The 17231-nt window shown below is 58.5% G+C and carries 17 protein-coding genes; 7 read left to right on the top strand and 10 right to left on the bottom strand.

Translation table 11 applies throughout. From position 1 onward, the window contains the following. Nucleotides 1-4 precede the first annotated feature (4 nt). The 3 genes from AABM55_RS03470 (at nucleotide 5) to AABM55_RS03460 (ending at nucleotide 2858) form a co-directional block, all read left to right on the top strand. A complete protein-coding gene (locus AABM55_RS03470) occupies nucleotides 5-1318 on the top strand; it encodes a C4-dicarboxylate transporter DctA (protein ID WP_019691600.1) in 1314 nt (437 codons plus the stop codon). 68 nt (nucleotides 1319-1386) lie between these two features. Beyond that, on the top strand, nucleotides 1387-2091 hold the full coding sequence (locus AABM55_RS03465; protein ID WP_054598230.1) for a FadR/GntR family transcriptional regulator: 705 nt from the start codon (nucleotides 1387-1389) through the stop codon (nucleotides 2089-2091). A 44-nt stretch (nucleotides 2092-2135) separates the two neighbouring features. Next, the gene (locus tag AABM55_RS03460) at nucleotides 2136-2858 is read left to right on the top strand and encodes a GntR family transcriptional regulator (protein ID WP_054595499.1); all 723 of its coding nucleotides are present in this window, start codon (nucleotides 2136-2138) and stop codon (nucleotides 2856-2858) included. Nucleotides 2859-2943: 85 nt separating this feature from the next. Here the strand turns inward: AABM55_RS03460 and yjiA are convergent, their stop codons facing one another. The 3 genes from yjiA to AABM55_RS03445 all read right to left on the bottom strand — a co-directional run bounded on the left by yjiA (nucleotide 2944) and on the right by AABM55_RS03445 (nucleotide 6317). Then, complete coding sequence (gene yjiA / locus AABM55_RS03455; RefSeq protein ID WP_347928835.1) at nucleotides 2944-3915, bottom strand: GTPase; 972 nt, start codon at nucleotides 3913-3915, stop codon at nucleotides 2944-2946. Nucleotides 3916-4037: 122 nt separating this feature from the next. Further along, nucleotides 4038-4235 (bottom strand): YbdD/YjiX family protein, encoded by a 198-nt coding sequence (locus AABM55_RS03450; RefSeq protein WP_010448516.1) that lies wholly within the window; start codon nucleotides 4233-4235, stop codon nucleotides 4038-4040. Between the two features lie 15 nt (nucleotides 4236-4250). Beyond that, nucleotides 4251-6317 carry a carbon starvation CstA family protein gene (locus AABM55_RS03445; protein ID WP_347928833.1) on the bottom strand — a complete coding sequence of 689 codons (2067 nt, stop codon included), beginning with the start codon at nucleotides 6315-6317 and terminating at the stop codon, nucleotides 4251-4253. A gap of 158 nt (nucleotides 6318-6475) precedes the next feature. Here AABM55_RS03445 and AABM55_RS03440 point away from each other — a divergent pair, with 158 nt between their 5' ends. Then, complete coding sequence (locus AABM55_RS03440; RefSeq protein ID WP_347928832.1) at nucleotides 6476-6856, top strand: PilZ domain-containing protein; 381 nt, start codon at nucleotides 6476-6478, stop codon at nucleotides 6854-6856. 34 nt (nucleotides 6857-6890) lie between these two features. On the opposite strand, the gene radA is transcribed toward AABM55_RS03440, so the two are convergent. The 3 genes from radA to katB form a co-directional block, all read right to left on the bottom strand. Further along, nucleotides 6891-8258 carry a DNA repair protein RadA gene (gene radA / locus AABM55_RS03435; RefSeq protein WP_019691594.1) on the bottom strand — a complete coding sequence of 456 codons (1368 nt, stop codon included), beginning with the start codon at nucleotides 8256-8258 and terminating at the stop codon, nucleotides 6891-6893. Between the two features lie 45 nt (nucleotides 8259-8303). Next, entirely contained in the window at nucleotides 8304-8858 is a 555-nt protein-coding gene (locus AABM55_RS03430; RefSeq protein ID WP_347928831.1) for an ankyrin repeat domain-containing protein, read from the bottom strand. A gap of 63 nt (nucleotides 8859-8921) precedes the next feature. After that, nucleotides 8922-10463, bottom strand: a complete 1542-nt coding sequence (gene katB / locus AABM55_RS03425) for a catalase KatB (RefSeq protein ID WP_347928830.1) — start codon at nucleotides 10461-10463, stop codon at nucleotides 8922-8924. A 284-nt stretch (nucleotides 10464-10747) separates the two neighbouring features. Here katB and mscL point away from each other — a divergent pair, with 284 nt between their 5' ends. Next, a complete protein-coding gene (mscL, locus tag AABM55_RS03420) occupies nucleotides 10748-11161 on the top strand; it encodes a large-conductance mechanosensitive channel protein MscL (RefSeq protein WP_347928828.1) in 414 nt (137 codons plus the stop codon). A 45-nt stretch (nucleotides 11162-11206) separates the two neighbouring features. Here mscL and AABM55_RS03415 read toward each other — a convergent pair whose 3' ends face one another. Continuing rightward, nucleotides 11207-11983, bottom strand: a complete 777-nt coding sequence (locus AABM55_RS03415; RefSeq protein WP_054595493.1) for a ferredoxin--NADP reductase — start codon at nucleotides 11981-11983, stop codon at nucleotides 11207-11209. A gap of 343 nt (nucleotides 11984-12326) precedes the next feature. Between AABM55_RS03415 and AABM55_RS03410 the strand changes: the two genes are divergently transcribed. Both AABM55_RS03410 and AABM55_RS03405 read left to right on the top strand, forming a co-directional pair. Next, nucleotides 12327-13043: an autoinducer binding domain-containing protein gene (locus AABM55_RS03410; protein ID WP_054595492.1), complete on the top strand. Its 717-nt coding sequence runs from the start codon at nucleotides 12327-12329 to the stop codon at nucleotides 13041-13043. 203 nt (nucleotides 13044-13246) lie between these two features. Then, nucleotides 13247-14371 (top strand): methyltransferase, encoded by a 1125-nt coding sequence (locus tag AABM55_RS03405; RefSeq protein WP_347928827.1) that lies wholly within the window; start codon nucleotides 13247-13249, stop codon nucleotides 14369-14371. Between the two features lie 84 nt (nucleotides 14372-14455). Here AABM55_RS03405 and AABM55_RS03400 read toward each other — a convergent pair whose 3' ends face one another. The 3 genes from AABM55_RS03400 to AABM55_RS03390 form a co-directional block, all read right to left on the bottom strand. Beyond that, a complete protein-coding gene (locus tag AABM55_RS03400; RefSeq protein WP_081013729.1) occupies nucleotides 14456-14623 on the bottom strand; it encodes a DUF2474 domain-containing protein in 168 nt (55 codons plus the stop codon). A gap of 68 nt (nucleotides 14624-14691) precedes the next feature. After that, complete coding sequence (gene cydB / locus AABM55_RS03395; protein WP_054595490.1) at nucleotides 14692-15699, bottom strand: cytochrome d ubiquinol oxidase subunit II; 1008 nt, start codon at nucleotides 15697-15699, stop codon at nucleotides 14692-14694. Nucleotides 15700-15702: 3 nt separating this feature from the next. After that, complete coding sequence (locus tag AABM55_RS03390) at nucleotides 15703-17139, bottom strand: cytochrome ubiquinol oxidase subunit I (protein ID WP_103316873.1); 1437 nt, start codon at nucleotides 17137-17139, stop codon at nucleotides 15703-15705. Nucleotides 17140-17231 lie beyond the last annotated feature (92 nt).

Raw genomic sequence — 17231 nt, 5'->3', positions numbered from 1 at the left:
TCCCATGCTCAGATGGTGCTCGCGCTCAATCTTCCTTCAAGTTGTCCTTGGACTGGTGCTCGGCATCATCTGCGGACTGACCCTTCCCGAATACTCCGCCCAGTTAAAACCCCTCGGCGACGGCTTCATCAAACTGATCAAAATGCTTATCGGCCTGATCGTGTTCTGCGTGGTGGTCAGCGGTATTTCCGGCGCAGGCGACCTGAAAAAGGTCGGACGCATCGGCCTCAAATCGGTGATCTACTTCGAAGTGCTGACCACCATCGCCCTGGTGATCGGTCTGGTGTTCGCATTCAGCACCGGCATCGGCAGCGGCGCGAACATTCATCTGGATCAGCTTTCCACCGCCGACATGGGCGATATCGCCCAGCGCGGCCAGCACATGCACACCACCACGCAATTTCTGATGGACCTGATCCCGACCTCGGTGATTGGCGCCTTTGCCGACAACAACATCCTGCAAGTGCTGCTGTTCTCGGTCCTGTTCGGCAGCGCGCTGAACCTGGTGGGTGAAGCAGCCTCGGGAATTTCGCGACTGATCAACGAGCTCAGCCATGTGATCTTCCGCATCATGGGCATGATCGTGCGCCTGGCACCGATTGGTGTGTTCGGTGCGATTGCTTTCACCACCAGCAAATATGGCCTGGACTCCCTGCAACACCTGGGCAGCCTGATCGGCCTGTTCTACCTGACGTGCACGGTGTTCGTGTCGTTGATCCTGGGTCTGGTGATGCGCCTTTCCGGCCTGCGGCTGCTGCCCTTTCTCAAGTACTTGCGCGAAGAGTTGCTGATCGTCCTGGGTACCGCCTCCTCCGACGCCGTGCTCCCGCAAATCATGCGCAAACTGGAGCACCTGGGTATCGGCAGCTCGACGGTTGGCCTGGTGATTCCCACCGGTTACTCGTTCAACCTCGATGGTTTTTCGATCTACCTGACCCTGGCCATCGTGTTCATCGCCAACGCCACCGGCACACCGCTGGCCATGAGCGATTTGCTGACGATCCTGCTGGTTTCGCTGATCACCTCCAAAGGTGCCCACGGCATTCCCGGCTCGGCCCTGGTGATTCTGGCGGCAACCCTGACCGCGATCCCGGCGATTCCGGTAGTGGGCCTGGTGCTGGTATTGGCGGTGGACTGGTTCATGGGCATTGGCCGGGCACTGACCAACCTGATCGGTAACTGCGTCGCCACCGTGGCCATCGCCCGCTGGGAAAAAGACATCGATGTCCAGCGTGCCAACAAGGTACTGTCCGGCGAGCAGGGCTACACCTTCCAGTCACGTAAATCAGCGCCGCCGGCGCATCAGCAAGAATTTTGACCGAACCTTGTGCCTGTCACTGGCAGGCACAACAATTCAGCGTTTTACCGTCTCTCATGGAGCAAACAGTGATCACCTCGTCGACAGTTGTAAATTCAGTGGTTGAAAAGCTCCGCGCCGCCTTGGCACGCGGGCAGTGGCGCTCGGGCGACATGTTGCCGGGGCAACGCGAACTGGCTGAACAACTGGGTATCAGCCGGCCTAGCCTGCGTGAAGCGGTGATCGTGCTGGAGACCCTCGGCCTGGTGCGCTCCATGCCCGGCAAAGGCGTGGTGGTGCTGGAGGCCAACCTGAACGACGCGCCAGCCAACGACAGTGGCGTAGCCGGCGCCAGTCTCGAGGATGTGCTGCAACTGCGTTACACCCTCGAACCGTTCATTGTCGGGTTGGTTGCCCAGTCCATCAGCAGCAAGGAAATCGGCCAACTGCGCCTGACGCTGATGGACATGCGCGAAGCCCTCGAAGCCAACGACAGCGAAGCCGGAATGAACGCCTACATCGCGTTCCACGAAGAGCTGTTCACCCTGACCTCGAACCCGATTTTCCAGAACGTCGTGCAGCAAACCAGCAATGCGCTCAAACAGAGCGCCGAGATGCTGCGCAATTCCCCGGAACACTTGGCCGGGCGGCTGGAAGAAAACGAAGCCGTGGTCCGCGCGATCCGCAGCAAAAACAGCGCCCTGGCCAGCGCCGAAATGCGCCGGCACATCCTTCAGGAAGGACAGCGCATGGGTATTGAACTGAATATCCCGGATGACAATCTGGGCCAATAACTGTTTGTAGAATCCCCTATCGGCAACCGGACTGGAGACTGGCCATGAGTTCCTACGCCTTGAAGAATCCCGTTTTCTCGATTTCCGCCGCCCTGCCCTTGCGCCGCCAGAGCGAAAAGAAGCGTTGCGTCGATGACATCTATCCGCAGATTTTCGACGCCATTCTCGAACAACGCATCGCCCCGGCCAGCCGCTTCACCGAAGAAAGCCTTGGCCAGGCATTCGGGGTCAGCCGCAGTATCATCCGCCAGGTGCTGGCGCGTTTGTCCCATCAGCAGGTGGTCATCCTGCGGCCCAACCATCGTCCGCAAGTCGCGGCGCCCGATGCCGAACAAACCCGCCAGATACTCCACGCCCGCAGGCTGACTGAAACCACCCTGGTGCGACTGGCCTGCCAACAACCGACTTCCCGGCACCTGCCGCAGTTACGCGAACTGATCGAACGCGAACGCCGCTGTATCGAACAGAACCAACGCGGGCCGGCGATTCGCCTGTCGGGTGAGTTCCACCTGCAACTGGCGCACGTCGCCGGTAACGCGCCGCTGGCACAATTTCTCGGCAGCCTGGTGCCGCTGACATCGCTGGCTATCGCCTGCTACGAAGAACAGTCGCCCAGTCATTGTGCGTGGCAGGAGCATGCGGCGATTGTCGAGGCGATAGAGCGCGGAGACGCCAAGGCTGCCGTGGGGCTGATGACCGAGCATCTGGATCATCTTGAGAAGAAATTACTGAGCCCGGAATCGGCCCCTGATAGCGTCGCCGGTTAGACCGCCATCGCGGGCACGCCTTACGCCTTGTAGGAGCAAGGCTTGCCCGCGATGACGGTCTCAAACACGCGGAAGATATCCGACCTTACTCAGCTGCCACCCGCGCAAACCCGGCGCGAATTTTCTCTTCCGGCAATTCATCGGCAATAAACACGATCACACTTTCCCGCCCTTCATCCTCGGCCCACTCAGTATCCCAGTCAAAACCGTACAACTTCAGTACGCCCTGAAACACCATGCGCCGAGGTTCGCCGACGATGTTCAGCACCCCTTTGTAGCGCAGCAACTGCTTGCCATGGTCTTCCAGCAGTTCGTTCATGAATTCGCTGAGCTTGTCGATATCCAGCGGTTTGTCGGTCCGCAGCACCAGGCTCGATATGCGGTCGATAGACGGCGCCTTGCCCACCGGGCGCAGGCTGACACCACCGCCGAGGTCGGCATTGAGGTTGAAACCACGCACGTCGAGCAACTCGGCCAGATCGATCTTGCCGTGCTCAACCACGCGGATCGGCGCACGACGATTGATCCGGGTCAGACGCTCGCTCAGCGCGCTGAACGTCACCTCGTCGACCAGATCGCGCTTGCTCACCAGCAAGCGGTCGGCAAAGCCGATCTGCGCCTGGGCGATGGTCTGGGTCAAGTGCTGCTCGGCGTGAGCCGCATCGACCAAGGTGATGATGCCGTCGAGGATGTAGCGCTCGCGCAGCTCTTCATCGATGAAGAAGGTCTGCGCCACCGGTGCCGGATCAGCCAGGCCGGTGCATTCGATCACCAGGCGGTCGAAGGCGATTTCGCCGCTGTCCAGACGTTCCAGCAACAGGTACAAGGCCTTGGTCAGGTCGGTGTGAATGGTGCAGCAGACGCAGCCATTCGACAGCGTCATGACTTGCACCGGCTCATCGCCCAAGAGTTGGGTGTCGATGCCGGCGTCGCTGAATTCGTTTTCGATCACGGCGATTTTCAGGCCGTGCTCGGCTTTGAGCAGGTGACGCAGCAGTGTGGTTTTGCCGGCGCCGAGGAAACCGCTGAGGACCGTAACAGGGATAGGGGGTAGCAAAAGAAGATCTCCCAAACGCTGAAAAAACTGTAGGAGCACAGCTTGCTGGCGATAGCGATCTTGAAGACGCCATCGCCAGCAAGCTGTGTTCCTACAGTCGTGTGTTACCTAGACCTCATGCATCAACAGCACTTCGGCCCACCCTTGCCACCATAACGAGCCTCCTGGCGCTCCCGAAAGAACGCCTCGTAGCTCATCACCGGTTTGTCCGGGTGTTTGGTTTGCATATGCTCGACGTAGGTGTCGTAGTCGGGCATGCCGACCATCAGGCGCGCGGCCTGACCGAGGTATTTACCGAGGCGACTCAGGTCATTGAACATGCTTGCAACCCTCGATTACGCTTCTGGAATCGCCTGGAATGGCGATTCTTTATCCGTGCGTTCTTTGCTGCCCCAGGCCGAGATACCGACCTTGATCGCATAGAACAGGATGCTGAAGACCACGAACAGGAACAGCGCCGTCAGCGTTGCGTTGGTATAGGCGTTGTAGATCACGTGCTGCATCTGCGTGATGTCCTTGGCCGGGGCGAGGATCTGACCGTTGGCCAGGGCATCGCTGTATTTCTTCGCCAGCGACAGGAAGCCGATCGCCGGGTTGGCGTCGAACAGCTTGATGAAGCCTGCGGTGGTGGTGCAGATCAGCAGCCAGGCGGCTGGCAGCAAGGTCACCCAGATGTAGCGTTGGCGTTTCATTTTGATCAGCACCACCGTGCCGAGCATCAGCGCGATACCGGCCAGCATCTGGTTGGAGATGCCGAACAGCGGCCACAAGGTGTTGATGCCACCCAGCGGGTCGATCACGCCTTGGTACAGCAGATAACCCCACATTGCCACGCAACCGGCGGTCGCGATCAGGTTGGCGGTCCAGGACTCGGTGCGTTTGAGCGCCGGAACGAAGGAACCGAGCAAATCCTGCAGCATGAAACGCCCGGCACGCGTACCGGCGTCAACCGCCGTCAGGATGAACAGCGCTTCGAACAGGATCGCGAAGTGGTACCAGAACGCCATGGTGTTTTCACCCGGCAGAACGCTGTGCAGGATCTGCGCGATACCGACCGCCAGGGTCGGCGCACCGCCGGCACGGGCCAGCACGGTGGTTTCACCGATGTCCCTGGCCACCGCTTGCAGGGCTTCCGGGGTGATCGCAAAGCCCCAACTGCTGACGGTTTGCGCGACTTGCATCACTTCACCGCCGACGATCGCCGCCGGGCTGTTCATCGCGAAGTACACACCCGGTTCGATCACCGAAGCCGCCACCATCGCCATGATGGCCACGAAGGACTCCATCAGCATGCCGCCGTAACCGATGTAACGGGCATTGCTTTCGTTATCCAGCAGTTTCGGAGTAGTCCCGGAGGCAATCAGCGCGTGGAAACCCGAGACCGCGCCACAGGCAATGGTGATGAACAGGAACGGGAACAGCCCGCCTTTCCACACCGGCCCGGTGCCATCGATGAATTGGGTCAGTGCCGGCATTTTCAGCACGGGCATGGTGATCAGGATGCCGATCGCCAAGGCGACAATGGTACCGATCTTGAGGAAGGTCGACAGGTAGTCACGTGGCGCCAGAATCAGCCAGACCGGCAATACTGCCGCGACGAAACCGTAGCCGATCAGCATCCAGGTGATCTGGATCCCGGTGAAGGAGAAGGCCTTGGCCCAGATCGGATCAGCGGCGATCTGCCCGCCCAGCCAGATCGAGCCGAGCAACAGCAGCACGCCGACGATGGAGATTTCACCGATGCGGCCCGGGCGGATGTAGCGCATGTACACGCCCATGAACATGGCGATCGGGATGGTCGCCATCACCGTGAAAATGCCCCACGGGCTTTCGGCCAGGGCCTTGACCACGATCAGCGCCAGCACCGCGAGGATGATGATCATGATCAGGAAGCAGCCGAACAGCGCGATGGTCCCGGGGATCTGACCCATTTCTTCACGGACCATGTCGCCCAGGGAGCGACCGTTGCGGCGGGTCGACATGAACAGGACCATGAAGTCCTGAACGGCACCGGCCAGCACCACACCGGCGATCAGCCAGAGCGTGCCGGGCAAATAGCCCATCTGCGCCGCCAACACTGGACCGACTAACGGACCAGCACCCGCGATGGCCGCGAAGTGGTGACCGAAAAGAATGTGTTTGTTGGTGGGCACGTAGTCCAGACCGTCGTTGTTGACGACAGCGGGGGTGGCTCGCAGCGGATTGAGCTGCATCACATTATTGGCAATGAACAGACTGTAGTAACGGTAAGCGACCAGATAAATGGCGACTGCTGCGACTACGATCCAGAGGGCGTTGATGGCTTCGCCGCGGCGCAGGGCCACAACTCCCAAGGCGCACGCGCCTACGACTGCCAGCACCAGCCAAGGTAAGTGGCGTAGCAGGCTATTATTATTTTTCATTTTTGATTCCAGCCAGAGTGGACAAAAAAGACAGCCACCCCGAGTTTAGCGCTACTGGCGCCAAAGACCATACCCCGACCTAGGTCTAGAGTCGTACCGACAGTGGCAGCCTGCGCGGATGCTGGTCTATAGTCAGCGAACACCCAGAGGATTGCGCCATGAGGGACCACCCCGCCAATCACCGCCGCTTCAAACGCATTGCCTTCGATGCCAAAACCGAGCTCAGCCAAGGCGAGCATCGGTGGCCGGTGAAACTGCTCGACCTGTCACTCAAGGGCCTGTTGATCGAACGTCCCGAGCCCTGGCTTGGGGACGAAGAGAAGATGTTTTCGGTCGACATTCACCTGAGCAGCGACACCGAGATCCGCATGGATGTGCAACTGTCCCATGACAATAACCACCAGTTAGGCTTCGTCTGTCGGTACATCGATCTGGAGTCTGTCAGCAAACTGCGGCGGCTGGTCGAACTCAACACGGGCGATCAGGCCGAGCTTGAGCGGGAGCTGGGTGCGCTGATCCACATTAGACCACTCTTGTAGGAGCTGCCGCAGACTGCTCCTACAAGGGCTGGGTTTATTCAAATAACGCGTCCAGGGCCTGTTCCAGTCGCGTCACCGCGATGATCCGTAACCCGGCAGGCGCTTCCTTCGGCGCATTGCCCTTGGGCACGATGGCGCGTTTGAAGCCGTGCTTGGCGGCTTCCTTCAAGCGCTCCTGACCGCTTGGCACCGGCCGCACTTCACCAGACAAGCCAACCTCACCAAACACCAACAGATCATGTGGCAATGGCCGATTGCGCAGGCTGGACATCACGGCTGCCATCAACGCCAGATCGGACGCCGTCTCCAGCACCTTGACCCCGCCGACCACGTTGAGGAACACGTCCTGGTCGTGAGTCGGTATGCCTCCATGACGGTGCAGCACCGCCAACAGCATGGCCAGGCGATTCTGATCCAGGCCGAGGGTGACACGGCGCGGGTTGGCCAGGTGGCTGTCGTCCACCAGAGCCTGAACTTCCACCAGCATCGGTCGCGTGCCTTCCCACGTCGCCATCACTACGCTGCCCGGCACTTCTTCCTGCGCGCGGGTGAGGAAAATCGCCGAAGGGTTGGAGACCTCTTTCAAACCCTTGTCGGTCATACCGAACACGCCCAACTCGTTGACCGCACCGAAGCGGTTTTTCACCGCTCGCAACAGACGCAAGCGTCCATCCGACTCGCCTTCGAAATACAGCACCGTGTCGACCATGTGTTCCAGCACTCGGGGCCCCGCCAACGCGCCTTCTTTGGTCACGTGGCCGACGAGGAAAATCGCCGTGCCGCTTTGTTTCGCGTAACGCACCAGCAATGCCGCGCTTTCGCGAACCTGAGAAACGCCGCCCGGTGCCGATTGCAGTTGCTCGGTGAAAATCGTCTGGATCGAGTCGATCACCATGACCTTGGGTTTTTCCACCCGTGCCGTGGCGATGATGGTTTCGATGCAGGTTTCGGTCATGACTCGCAGTTGATCTTGCGGCAAGCCCAGACGTCGAGCGCGCATGGCCACTTGCTGCTGGGATTCTTCGCCCGTGACATAGAGCGCCGGCATCCGGGTTGCGAGGTTGCACAGGGTTTGCAGAAGGATCGTCGACTTGCCGATCCCCGGATCACCGCCGATCAACACCACCGAGCCGTCGACCAGGCCGCCACCGAGCACCCGATCCAGCTCGCCGGACGCGGTGGAGAAACGTGGAATTTCTTCGACACTGACTTCGGCCAGCGTCTTGATCTGCGCCTGCTGCCCGGCCCAGCCGGTACGACCGCTGGGGGCAGCGGCACCGCCACTTTCCACCAGGGTTTCGGTCAGGGTGTTCCAGGCCCCGCATTCGCCGCATTGGCCGGCCCACTTGGGGAAGGTCGAGCCGCACTCGGTGCAGCCGTACATGCGCTTTGCCTTGGCCATCTGAACTCCCGGAAAAAACCGCGATGATAGCTCAGCTGGACACGATCAGCGCGGCGCCGGGGTACGGATTTCGCCCGCGGCCAGACGCGCGGCGCTGTTACCCAGCGGATCCTCGGCATTCAGGTCGGCCCCCTTGGCAGCCAACGCGTCGAGCAACTCGACCCGTTTGAACAGGCCCGCATACATCGCCGCCGTCTGGCCTGCGCCATTACGTTGCTCCGGGCTGCAATCGGTCGCCAACAGTCGCCGGGCTATTTGCACTTCGCCCTTGAAGATCGCCCCCATCAGCGCCGTATTGCCACGCAGGTCCTGGGCACAGGCATTGGCCCCGGCGCCGAGCAAGCGCTCTACCGCCGCAGACTGACCATGGTAAGCCGCCAGGATCAAAGCGGTGTAACCCTTGCTGTCGCGAGTCTCGAGGGAATAACCCGCCTCGATGAACGTCTCGAGCATCGGCACATCGCCGCGACGAGCGGCGTCAAAGTAGTAATCCTGCAATTGCGCCTTGAGCGCTACCGGGTCCTTGGTCAGGTCGGCACCCGGTTCTGCATAAACGCTGCTCGCCAGGCTGGCCAGAAACAGGCAAAGATATATTCGCATGGCATAGCTCCTGGGCTCTCGCACGGCACTGAGTCGTGCGAGAGCCGGTTGAGGCAATGACGATCAGTCGACCAGTTTGTCCGCGAGCGCCTTGACGCGACTCAGATCTCCCTTGGCGACCTTGGTCACGCCGGTGCCGTATTCCGGGTCAGCCTTATAGAGGAAGGACAGGATGATGTGCTTGCTTTCGTCATCCGTGGTGGCCAGCGAGCCACCAAAACTTTCGATCAGGTCGCTGCGCTCCTTCTTGCTGAACGAACGATACAGATCGCCGGCCTGCTTGAAGTTTTGCTCGCGCTGGATCTTCGCCTGCTGGGTCGTACCCGACAGCGTCGACTGGCTGTAGCGTGCCGCTTGAGGCTCCTCACGTGACTCCAGACGACTCGGCTGATAGTTCACACCCCCGCTGCTGCGACCTGTGTTCATCGCTCCGTCCTGGTTACCGTTGTTCACCGTTACTTTTGGTGCATTGATCGGTAACTGCAACGCATTGGCGCCCAGGCGATACAGTTGCGTATCGGCATAAGAGAACACTCGACCTTGCAACAAACGATCTTCCGAAGGTTCAATTCCCGGCACTAGATTGGCCGGTGCCATGGCAACTTGTTCGGTTTCCTGAAAGACATTCGCAGGATTACGATTGAGCACCATTTGTCCAACTTTTCGCTCAGGGATACCCGGCCAGATCTTGGTAGCATCCAAAGGATCGAAGTCAAACTTATACAAGTCTTGTGGTTTTAGAACCTGAATGTACAAGTCCCACTTTGGAAAGTCGCCTTTATTGATATGAGCCACCAAGTCATTGGTCATATGACTGTAGTCTTGCCCCTGAACCTTGGTAACCGCTTGTGGGTCAAGGTTATTAATCCCCTGCAAACTCTTCCAGTGAAACTTCACATAGCTGACTTCGCCTTTGGTATTGACCAATTTATAGGCGTGAACTCCATTACCGTCCATTTCCCGGTAACTCGCCGGTGTGCCGGAGTTGGAATACAACTCGGTCAACGTCCGAGTGGCTTCCGGGACATGGGAAAAGAAGTCGAACCGGCGCGAGTCATCATCCAGGTTGGTGCGCGGGTCTGGCTTGAAGGCGTGGACCATGTCCGGGAATTTGATCGCATCACGGATGAAAAAGGTCGGGAAGTTATTGCCGACCAGGTCCCAGTTGCCGTCTGCGGTATAGAACTTGGTGGCAAAGCCTCGTGGATCGCGCAAGGTTTCCGGGGAATGGTTGCCGTGCACCACCGCAGAAAAACGCACGAACACCGGCGTCGTCTGGCCAGCGGCAAAGACTTTGGCCTTGGTCAGGTCACTGAGATCATCGGTTACCGTGAAACTGCCATGGGCACCCGTACCACGGGCATGTACGACCCGCTCCGGGATGCGTTCGCGGTCAAAGCGCTGGAGTTTCTGGATCAGTTGCACGTCCTGCAACAGCACCGGGCCAGTGGCCCCCGCGGTCTGCGAGTTCTGGTTGTCGCCCACGGCAGCGCCGTTATCGCGGGTCAGGGTCGCCGCGTGAACGGAGAATGACAGCAGGCTGGCGGTCAAGACGCCGAATACACGGCGCTGGGAAAAAGCCCCTCGGCTAATGGCGGTGGTCATGTCGAACTCCTCTGGTTTTGTGTAGCGCATCCAGGTGCGCTGAACAGAGGCTAGTGACCAGACAGTCAAAACATAAATAGAAAGAACGCAATGCGTCGATTGAGAGTTTTTTCTGGTCTATCAGTGAGTTGGCGCGTATTCACGCGCGATTGATGGCACTTTGTAAACTATTTGCCAGTAAGCGGGTCGATAGCAGCGAGCACTGTAAGTAGTTGTGTCGAGCAAGACCCGACTTGCTGATTTACACTGCGTTCACCAACCTCATCTGTAACAAGGAATAACCTATGGGCGTGCTCAGTGAGTTCAAGGCCTTCGCGGTCAAAGGTAATGTGGTCGACATGGCCGTCGGTATTATCATCGGTGCCGCGTTCGGCAAGATCGTTTCGTCGTTTGTCGGTGATGTTGTCATGCCGCCAATCGGCCTGCTGATCGGGGGGGTGGACTTCGCGGACCTGGCGGTCACGCTGAAAGCGGGTCAAGGCACTGTCCCGGCCGTGGTGCTGGCCTACGGCAAATTCATCCAGAGCATCATCGACTTCCTGATCGTCGCGTTCGCGATCTTCGCGGGCGTGAAGGCCATCAACCGCCTGAAGCGTGAAGAGGCTGTGGCGCCAAGCCTGCCGCCGGTTCCGACCAAGGAAGAAGAACTGTTGAGCGAGATTCGCGACCTGCTCAAAGCGCAGAACAATAAGCCCTGAAGGCTGGGTTGCGAAATAAACGGCGCCTGATGGCGTCGTTTTTCATTACCAGTAATTTTCCACAGCCACCTGACCAGGTCGCCGAGTCAGACTCAGTTGCATGTCGCGCGCTTTCAGCAAGTTGCGCGTGTCATCGATCATCTGCGGGTTTCCACAGAGCATCACTCGCGAATGTTCGGCCGTAATGGCGACGCCAGCCACCCGCTCCAGCTCGCCATTGTTGATCAACTGGGTGATTCGCCCGCTCAATGCTTGCGGATGCGGCTCACGGGTAACCGTGGCGATAAATTGCAGTTTATGGGCGTGCTCCGCCAAATACTCACGCTCTTCCAATTCAGCAATCAGCGCCTGATAAGCCAGCTCCCGCGTTTCACGCACGCTATACACCAGAATGATTCGCTCGAATTTCTCCCAGACCTCGAAGTCCTGCAGGATCGACAGAAACGGCGCAATACCCGTCCCTGTGGACAATAACCATAGATCACGCCCATCGACGAAGCGATCAAGGGTCAGGAAACCAAAGGCCTGACGGTCGACCATCAAGGTATCGCCTACCTCCAGACGACTCAGTTCGCTGGTAAATTCGCCACCCGGAACGACGATGGAAAAGAACTCGAGAAACTCGTCATGGGGTGAAGAGACCATGGAATAGGCGCGCCAAACCGTGCTGCCGTCAGCCTTGGTAACCCCTAAACGGGCGAATTGCCCGGCACGAAAACGAAAACCCGGATCTCGCGTAGTACGTAGCGTGAACAGGCTGGACGTCAGTGGCTGGACATCGAGCAGGGTTTGTCGGGTGAACTTCTCTGCGCTGGCGGTCATGGGGCGCTCCATAGGTCTGATTGCTCCAGTGTCCCGCAAAGCCGGACGAAGAAACACCGCCGATTTGTAGTGGTATTAATCAACAGATGACTAACAGTTAACTAAAGAGTTAAAGGCAGGGTTCGCAACCTGAATATAAAGATAGTATTAATATCTCTACAGATGTCGGAGCAAATCGCATGATCTGTACAGGTACTGTTTCTCTAATAACCGGTTATTTATTTTGCGAACCTATCAAGAGCAAAAAACTCACTTCGCACCTGTAGGATTTACCCTACACTCGCAACGTACCAATTTTGGATCCAATAAACACCTACGAAGCGAAACACAGGGAGAAGTTTGTATGGATACCTGGAAGGAGACTCGGTTAAAACAGCTGATTTATGAGTCAAGCCTTGAAAAGGCTTACACGATAGCACTTGGCTTCTTTAATAATCTTGGCTACGAATATTGTGCGTTTTCAATGACTTCTCATGCGCCAAATCATTGTGACAATGACCTGAACCTTAATAATTACTCACCTGACTGGAACACCCGTTATGAACAAAACAACTACTGCGCAATAGACCCAATAGTAGCTCATTGCAATCATTCAATGCTGCCCATTCTCTGGGACAGTGATACCTTCGCCAACGTCCCCGATCTACGGCGCGCACTCGCGGGTCAAGGCATGCAGCACGGTTGGTCGCTGCCGCTACATGAGCTGAACAACCATAGCAGCGGCATGCTCTGCGTCGCCCGAAGCCATTGCCGTATCACGGCTTACGAACTCTATGAAAACCTCGGTTATGCAACGTTCATCAGCCATAAGCTGCATGTCCTCGCAATGCAAAAGCTGGCCTGCAAGAATCCGGACGGCTTGAGCGCGACTCAATTATCGACGCGGGAAACAGATGTGCTGAAGTGGGCTTCGAAAGGCAAGAACGCATTGGAAACCGGGATAATCCTAAACATCACCCAACGTACGGTAAATTTCCACATAGGCAATGCGATCAAGAAACTGGGTGTCACCAACAAAATTTCTGCGGTGGTACAGGCCGCGAAGTGCAGATATATCTGAGCCTGACCCAATACCAGTGCTTGTCAGCGCTGGACACGACGGAAAACCTGCGAGTAATTCGACGGAAAAAAACGTACCATTTACGCCCCTTCTGAGTGATGAAGCGAACGACACCGCAACGCAGTCCACTCAGACGGTCCCGTCCAGCATTGAATACGTGCAAAACCGCGGGACACCCGTTGATTACCCAGAGTCCCCGCCCCATGCCCCTGCTCGAAAGCCCCTTCGCCCAACTTGACCTGATCCGCCAGCCCGAACAGCAGAACGAACCGCTGCAAGCCTTCGATGCGGCTGACGAGTACCTGCTTAATTTTCTGGCCGAACAGCAGCCGAACGCTGATACCCGGGTTCTGGTGCTCAATGACAGTTTTGGTGCACTGGCGGCGAGCCTTGTCGGCAAGGCTCAGGTCACCAGTAGCGGTGATTCGTTTCTCGCAGCCCAGGCATTGGAAAAGAACCTGGTACGCAATGGCCTTCCCTTTGATGTTGTGTCAGTGCTGCCGGCCAGTGCGCCACTGGTCGGTCCGTTCGATCGGGTACTGATCCGCGTCCCCAAAACCCTGGCGTTGCTGGAAGAGCAACTGATCCGCCTGCAAACGCAGCTGGCACCCGGCGCACAAGTGGTTGCTGCGGCCATGGTCAAACACCTGCCGCGGGCAGCCGGCGATCTGCTGGAGCGCTACATCGGCCCGGTGCAAGCGTCGCTGGCGGTCAAGAAAGCCCGCTTGCTGATTGCCACAGCCGATGCCAGGCAACCCGCGCAGTCGCCCTACCCGACTCGCTACACACTCGACGATCCGGCAATCGAGTTACTCAACCACGCCAACGTGTTCTGTCGCGAAGGCCTGGACATCGGCACTCGGGCGTTTCTCCCTCACCTGCCGAAAAACCTCGGTAACGCGCGGGTCGCCGACCTGGGTTGCGGCAACGGCGTCTTGGCCATCGCCAGCGCCCTGCAAAACCCTCAAGCCCACTACACGCTGGTGGACGAATCGTTCATGGCCGTGCAATCCGCTGCCGAAAACTGGCGGGCCGCCCTCGGTTCGCGCGAAGTCATCGTGCGTGCGGGCGATGGTCTGGCCGGGCAGGAGCCGCAGTCGCTGGACGTGGTGCTGTGCAATCCGCCTTTCCACCAGCAACAAGTGGTCGGGGACTTCCTCGCCTGGCGGATGTTCCAGCAAGCTCGCGAAGCCCTCGTGGTGGGCGGCGCGCTGTACATCGTCGGCAACCGTCATCTGGGCTATCACAGCAAACTGGCGCGTCTGTTCCGGGGTGTCGAGCAGGTTGCGGCAACGCCCAAATTCGTGATCCTCAAGGCCCGCAAATAACGGCCAACGCCCAGGCAAAAAAAACCCTCCAGTGGAGGGTTATAAATCCGTGCCGCAAAGCACGGGATGGGATGTTCGGGTCGATCAGTGAGTGGTCAGGCCTGCAGCATTCATGAACATGCGCATCAGGCTGGCTACGACAAACAGCGCCAGTACGCTGCCGGTCCAGATCATTACCAGCCAGCCAAGCCGCTGCCAGAGCGGCTTCTTTTCAGCCTGTTCGATTTCCTGCAAAGAATGTTTATTAACCATTGCCTCGGTCCTCGGTCTGGGTTTGATGGCGCCTGTCAAGACGCCATCGCGAGCAAGCTTTGCTCCTGCTAGTGATAACCGTCTTCGTGGGTCACCTTGCCGCGGAACACGTAGTAGCTCCAGAAGGTGTAGCCCAGAATGAACGGGATGATGAACAGGGTGCCGACCAGCATGAAGCCCTGGCTTTGCGGCGGTGCGGCGGCGTCCCAGATCGAGATCGACGGCGGCACGATGTTCGGCCACAGGCTGATTCCCAGACCGCTGTAACCGAGGAAAATCAGCACCAGGGTCAACAGGAACGGTGTGTAATGAGCGTTACGCGCCACAGCACGCAGTAAACCGTACATCGTCACCAGCACCAGGATTGGCACTGGCAGGAACCAGAACAGGTTCGGCAGGGTGAACCAGCGCGCAGCGATCTCGGCATGGGCCAGCGGGGTCCAGATACTGACGATACCGGTCACCGCCAACACCACGAACGCCAGCGGGCGGGCCAGGTCGTGCATTTGCTTTTGCAACTTGCCTTCGGTCTTCATGATCAGCCAGGTGCAGCCGAGCAGCGCATAAGCGACGATCAGCGCCACGCCACAGAACAGCGAGAACGGTGTCAGCCAGTCCAGCGTGCCGCCCGCGAACTGCCGATTGACCACCGGAATGCCGTCGATAAACGCCCCCAGCGCCACACCCTGGAAGAACGTCGCCGTCAGCGAGCCGCCGATGAAGCACTTGTCCCAGATGTGTCGTTTGTGGTCCTTGGCCTTGAAGCGGAACTCGAACGCCACACCGCGGAAGATCAAGCCGATCAGCATCAGGATCAGCGGCAGATACAGCGCCGACAGCACCACCGAATACGCCAGCGGGAAGGCGCCAAATAGCGCCGCGCCGCCCAATACCAGCCAGGTTTCGTTACCGTCCCAGACGGGCGCGACAGTGTTCATCATCACATCGCGGTCACGGTGGCCCTTGATGAAGGGGAAGAGAATGCCGATTCCCAGGTCAAAACCATCCATGACCACGTACATCATGATCCCGAAGATGATGATCACGGCCCAGATCAGCGGAAGATCAATACCCATGACTCAATTCCCCTTGTTCAGGCTGGCGTCGCCGTTTTCGTCGCCTTCATCGGCAGCGGAAAGCGGACGGGCCGGAGTACGTTGCTGCCCGGGACCACCGTGGCTCGGTTCGGCACCTTCGTTGATCTTCGGCCCTTTGCGCACCAGGCGCATCATGTAGCCAAGACCGACCCCGAACAGCGAGAAATACACCACGACGAACAGCGCCAGGGTAATGCTCATCTGCAGGAAACTGTGCATGGATGAAGCATCGGCAGTGCGCATCAGCCCGTACACCACCCACGGCTGGCGACCGATTTCAGTAGTGAACCAACCGGCGAGTATCGCGATCAGGCCCGATGGCCCCATCCACAGCGCCAGGTAGAGGAACGCACGGTTCGAATACAGCCTGTCACGCTTGCGCAGCCACAGACTCCACAGACCGGTGAAGATCATCAGGAAGCCCAGCCCGACCATGATCCGGAACGACCAGAACACAATGGTCGAGTTCGGCCGGTCTTCAGGCGCGAACTCCTTGAGTGCCGGAACCTGTTTGTCCAGCGAGTGAGTCAGGATCAGGCTGCCCAGGTACGGAATCTCTACCGCGAATTTGGTCTTCTCGGCTTTCATGTCCGGCCAGCCGAACAGGATCAGCGGGGTCGGCTCATTGCCGACGTTTTCCCAGTGACCTTCAATCGCGGCGATTTTTGCCGGCTGATGCTTGAGCGTGTTGAGGCCGTGGAAGTCGCCGATCACCGCCTGAATCGGTGCAACGATCAAGGCCATCCACATGGCCATCGACAGCATCGTGCGGATCGCCGGGTTATCACGGCCGCGCAACAGGTGCCAGGCGGCCGACGAGCCGACGAAGAATGCAGTGGCAACGAATGCTGCCGTAGCCATGTGCATCAGGCGGTAGGGGAACGACGGGTTGAAGATCACCGCGATCCAATCCACCGGAATCACCTGGCCGTTAACGATTTCGTAGCCCTGCGGGGTTTGCATCCAGCTGTTGGAGGCCAGAATCCAGAACGTCGAGATCAGCGTGCCAATAGCCACCATGACCGTGGCAAAAAAGTGCAGCTTGCGCCCGACCCTGTTCCAGCCAAACAGCATGACGCCGAGGAAACCGGCTTCGAGGAAGAACGCCGTGAGCACTTCATAGGTCAGCAGCGGCCCGGTGACGGAACCGGCAAAGTCCGAGAAGCGGCTCCAGTTGGTGCCGAACTGATAGGCCATGACCAATCCGGAGACCACGCCCATGCCGAAGTTGACGGCAAAGATCTTCGACCAGAAGTGATACAAATCACGGTAGGTATCGTTGTGGGTCTTCAGCCACAAGCCTTCGAGCACCGCCAGGTAACTCGCCAGGCCGATGGTGATCGCCGGGAACAGGATGTGAAACGAGATGGTGAACGCGAACTGAATTCGGGCGAGATCAAGTGCCTCCAAACCGAACATAAGTCTTCCTCTGTCTGGTAATACGGCTGCTGGCTGGGAGCCTGCACCCACCGCCCCCACGGTTATGGAGTGTGGCGAATTCAAATTCGTTG

Origin of the sequence: Pseudomonas helvetica (assembly GCF_039908645.1) — a bacterium.
GTDB lineage: Bacteria > Pseudomonadota > Gammaproteobacteria > Pseudomonadales > Pseudomonadaceae > Aquipseudomonas > Aquipseudomonas helvetica.
Note: the sequence above shows the minus strand (reverse complement) of the source record. Positions and strands in the feature narration are given on the sequence as shown.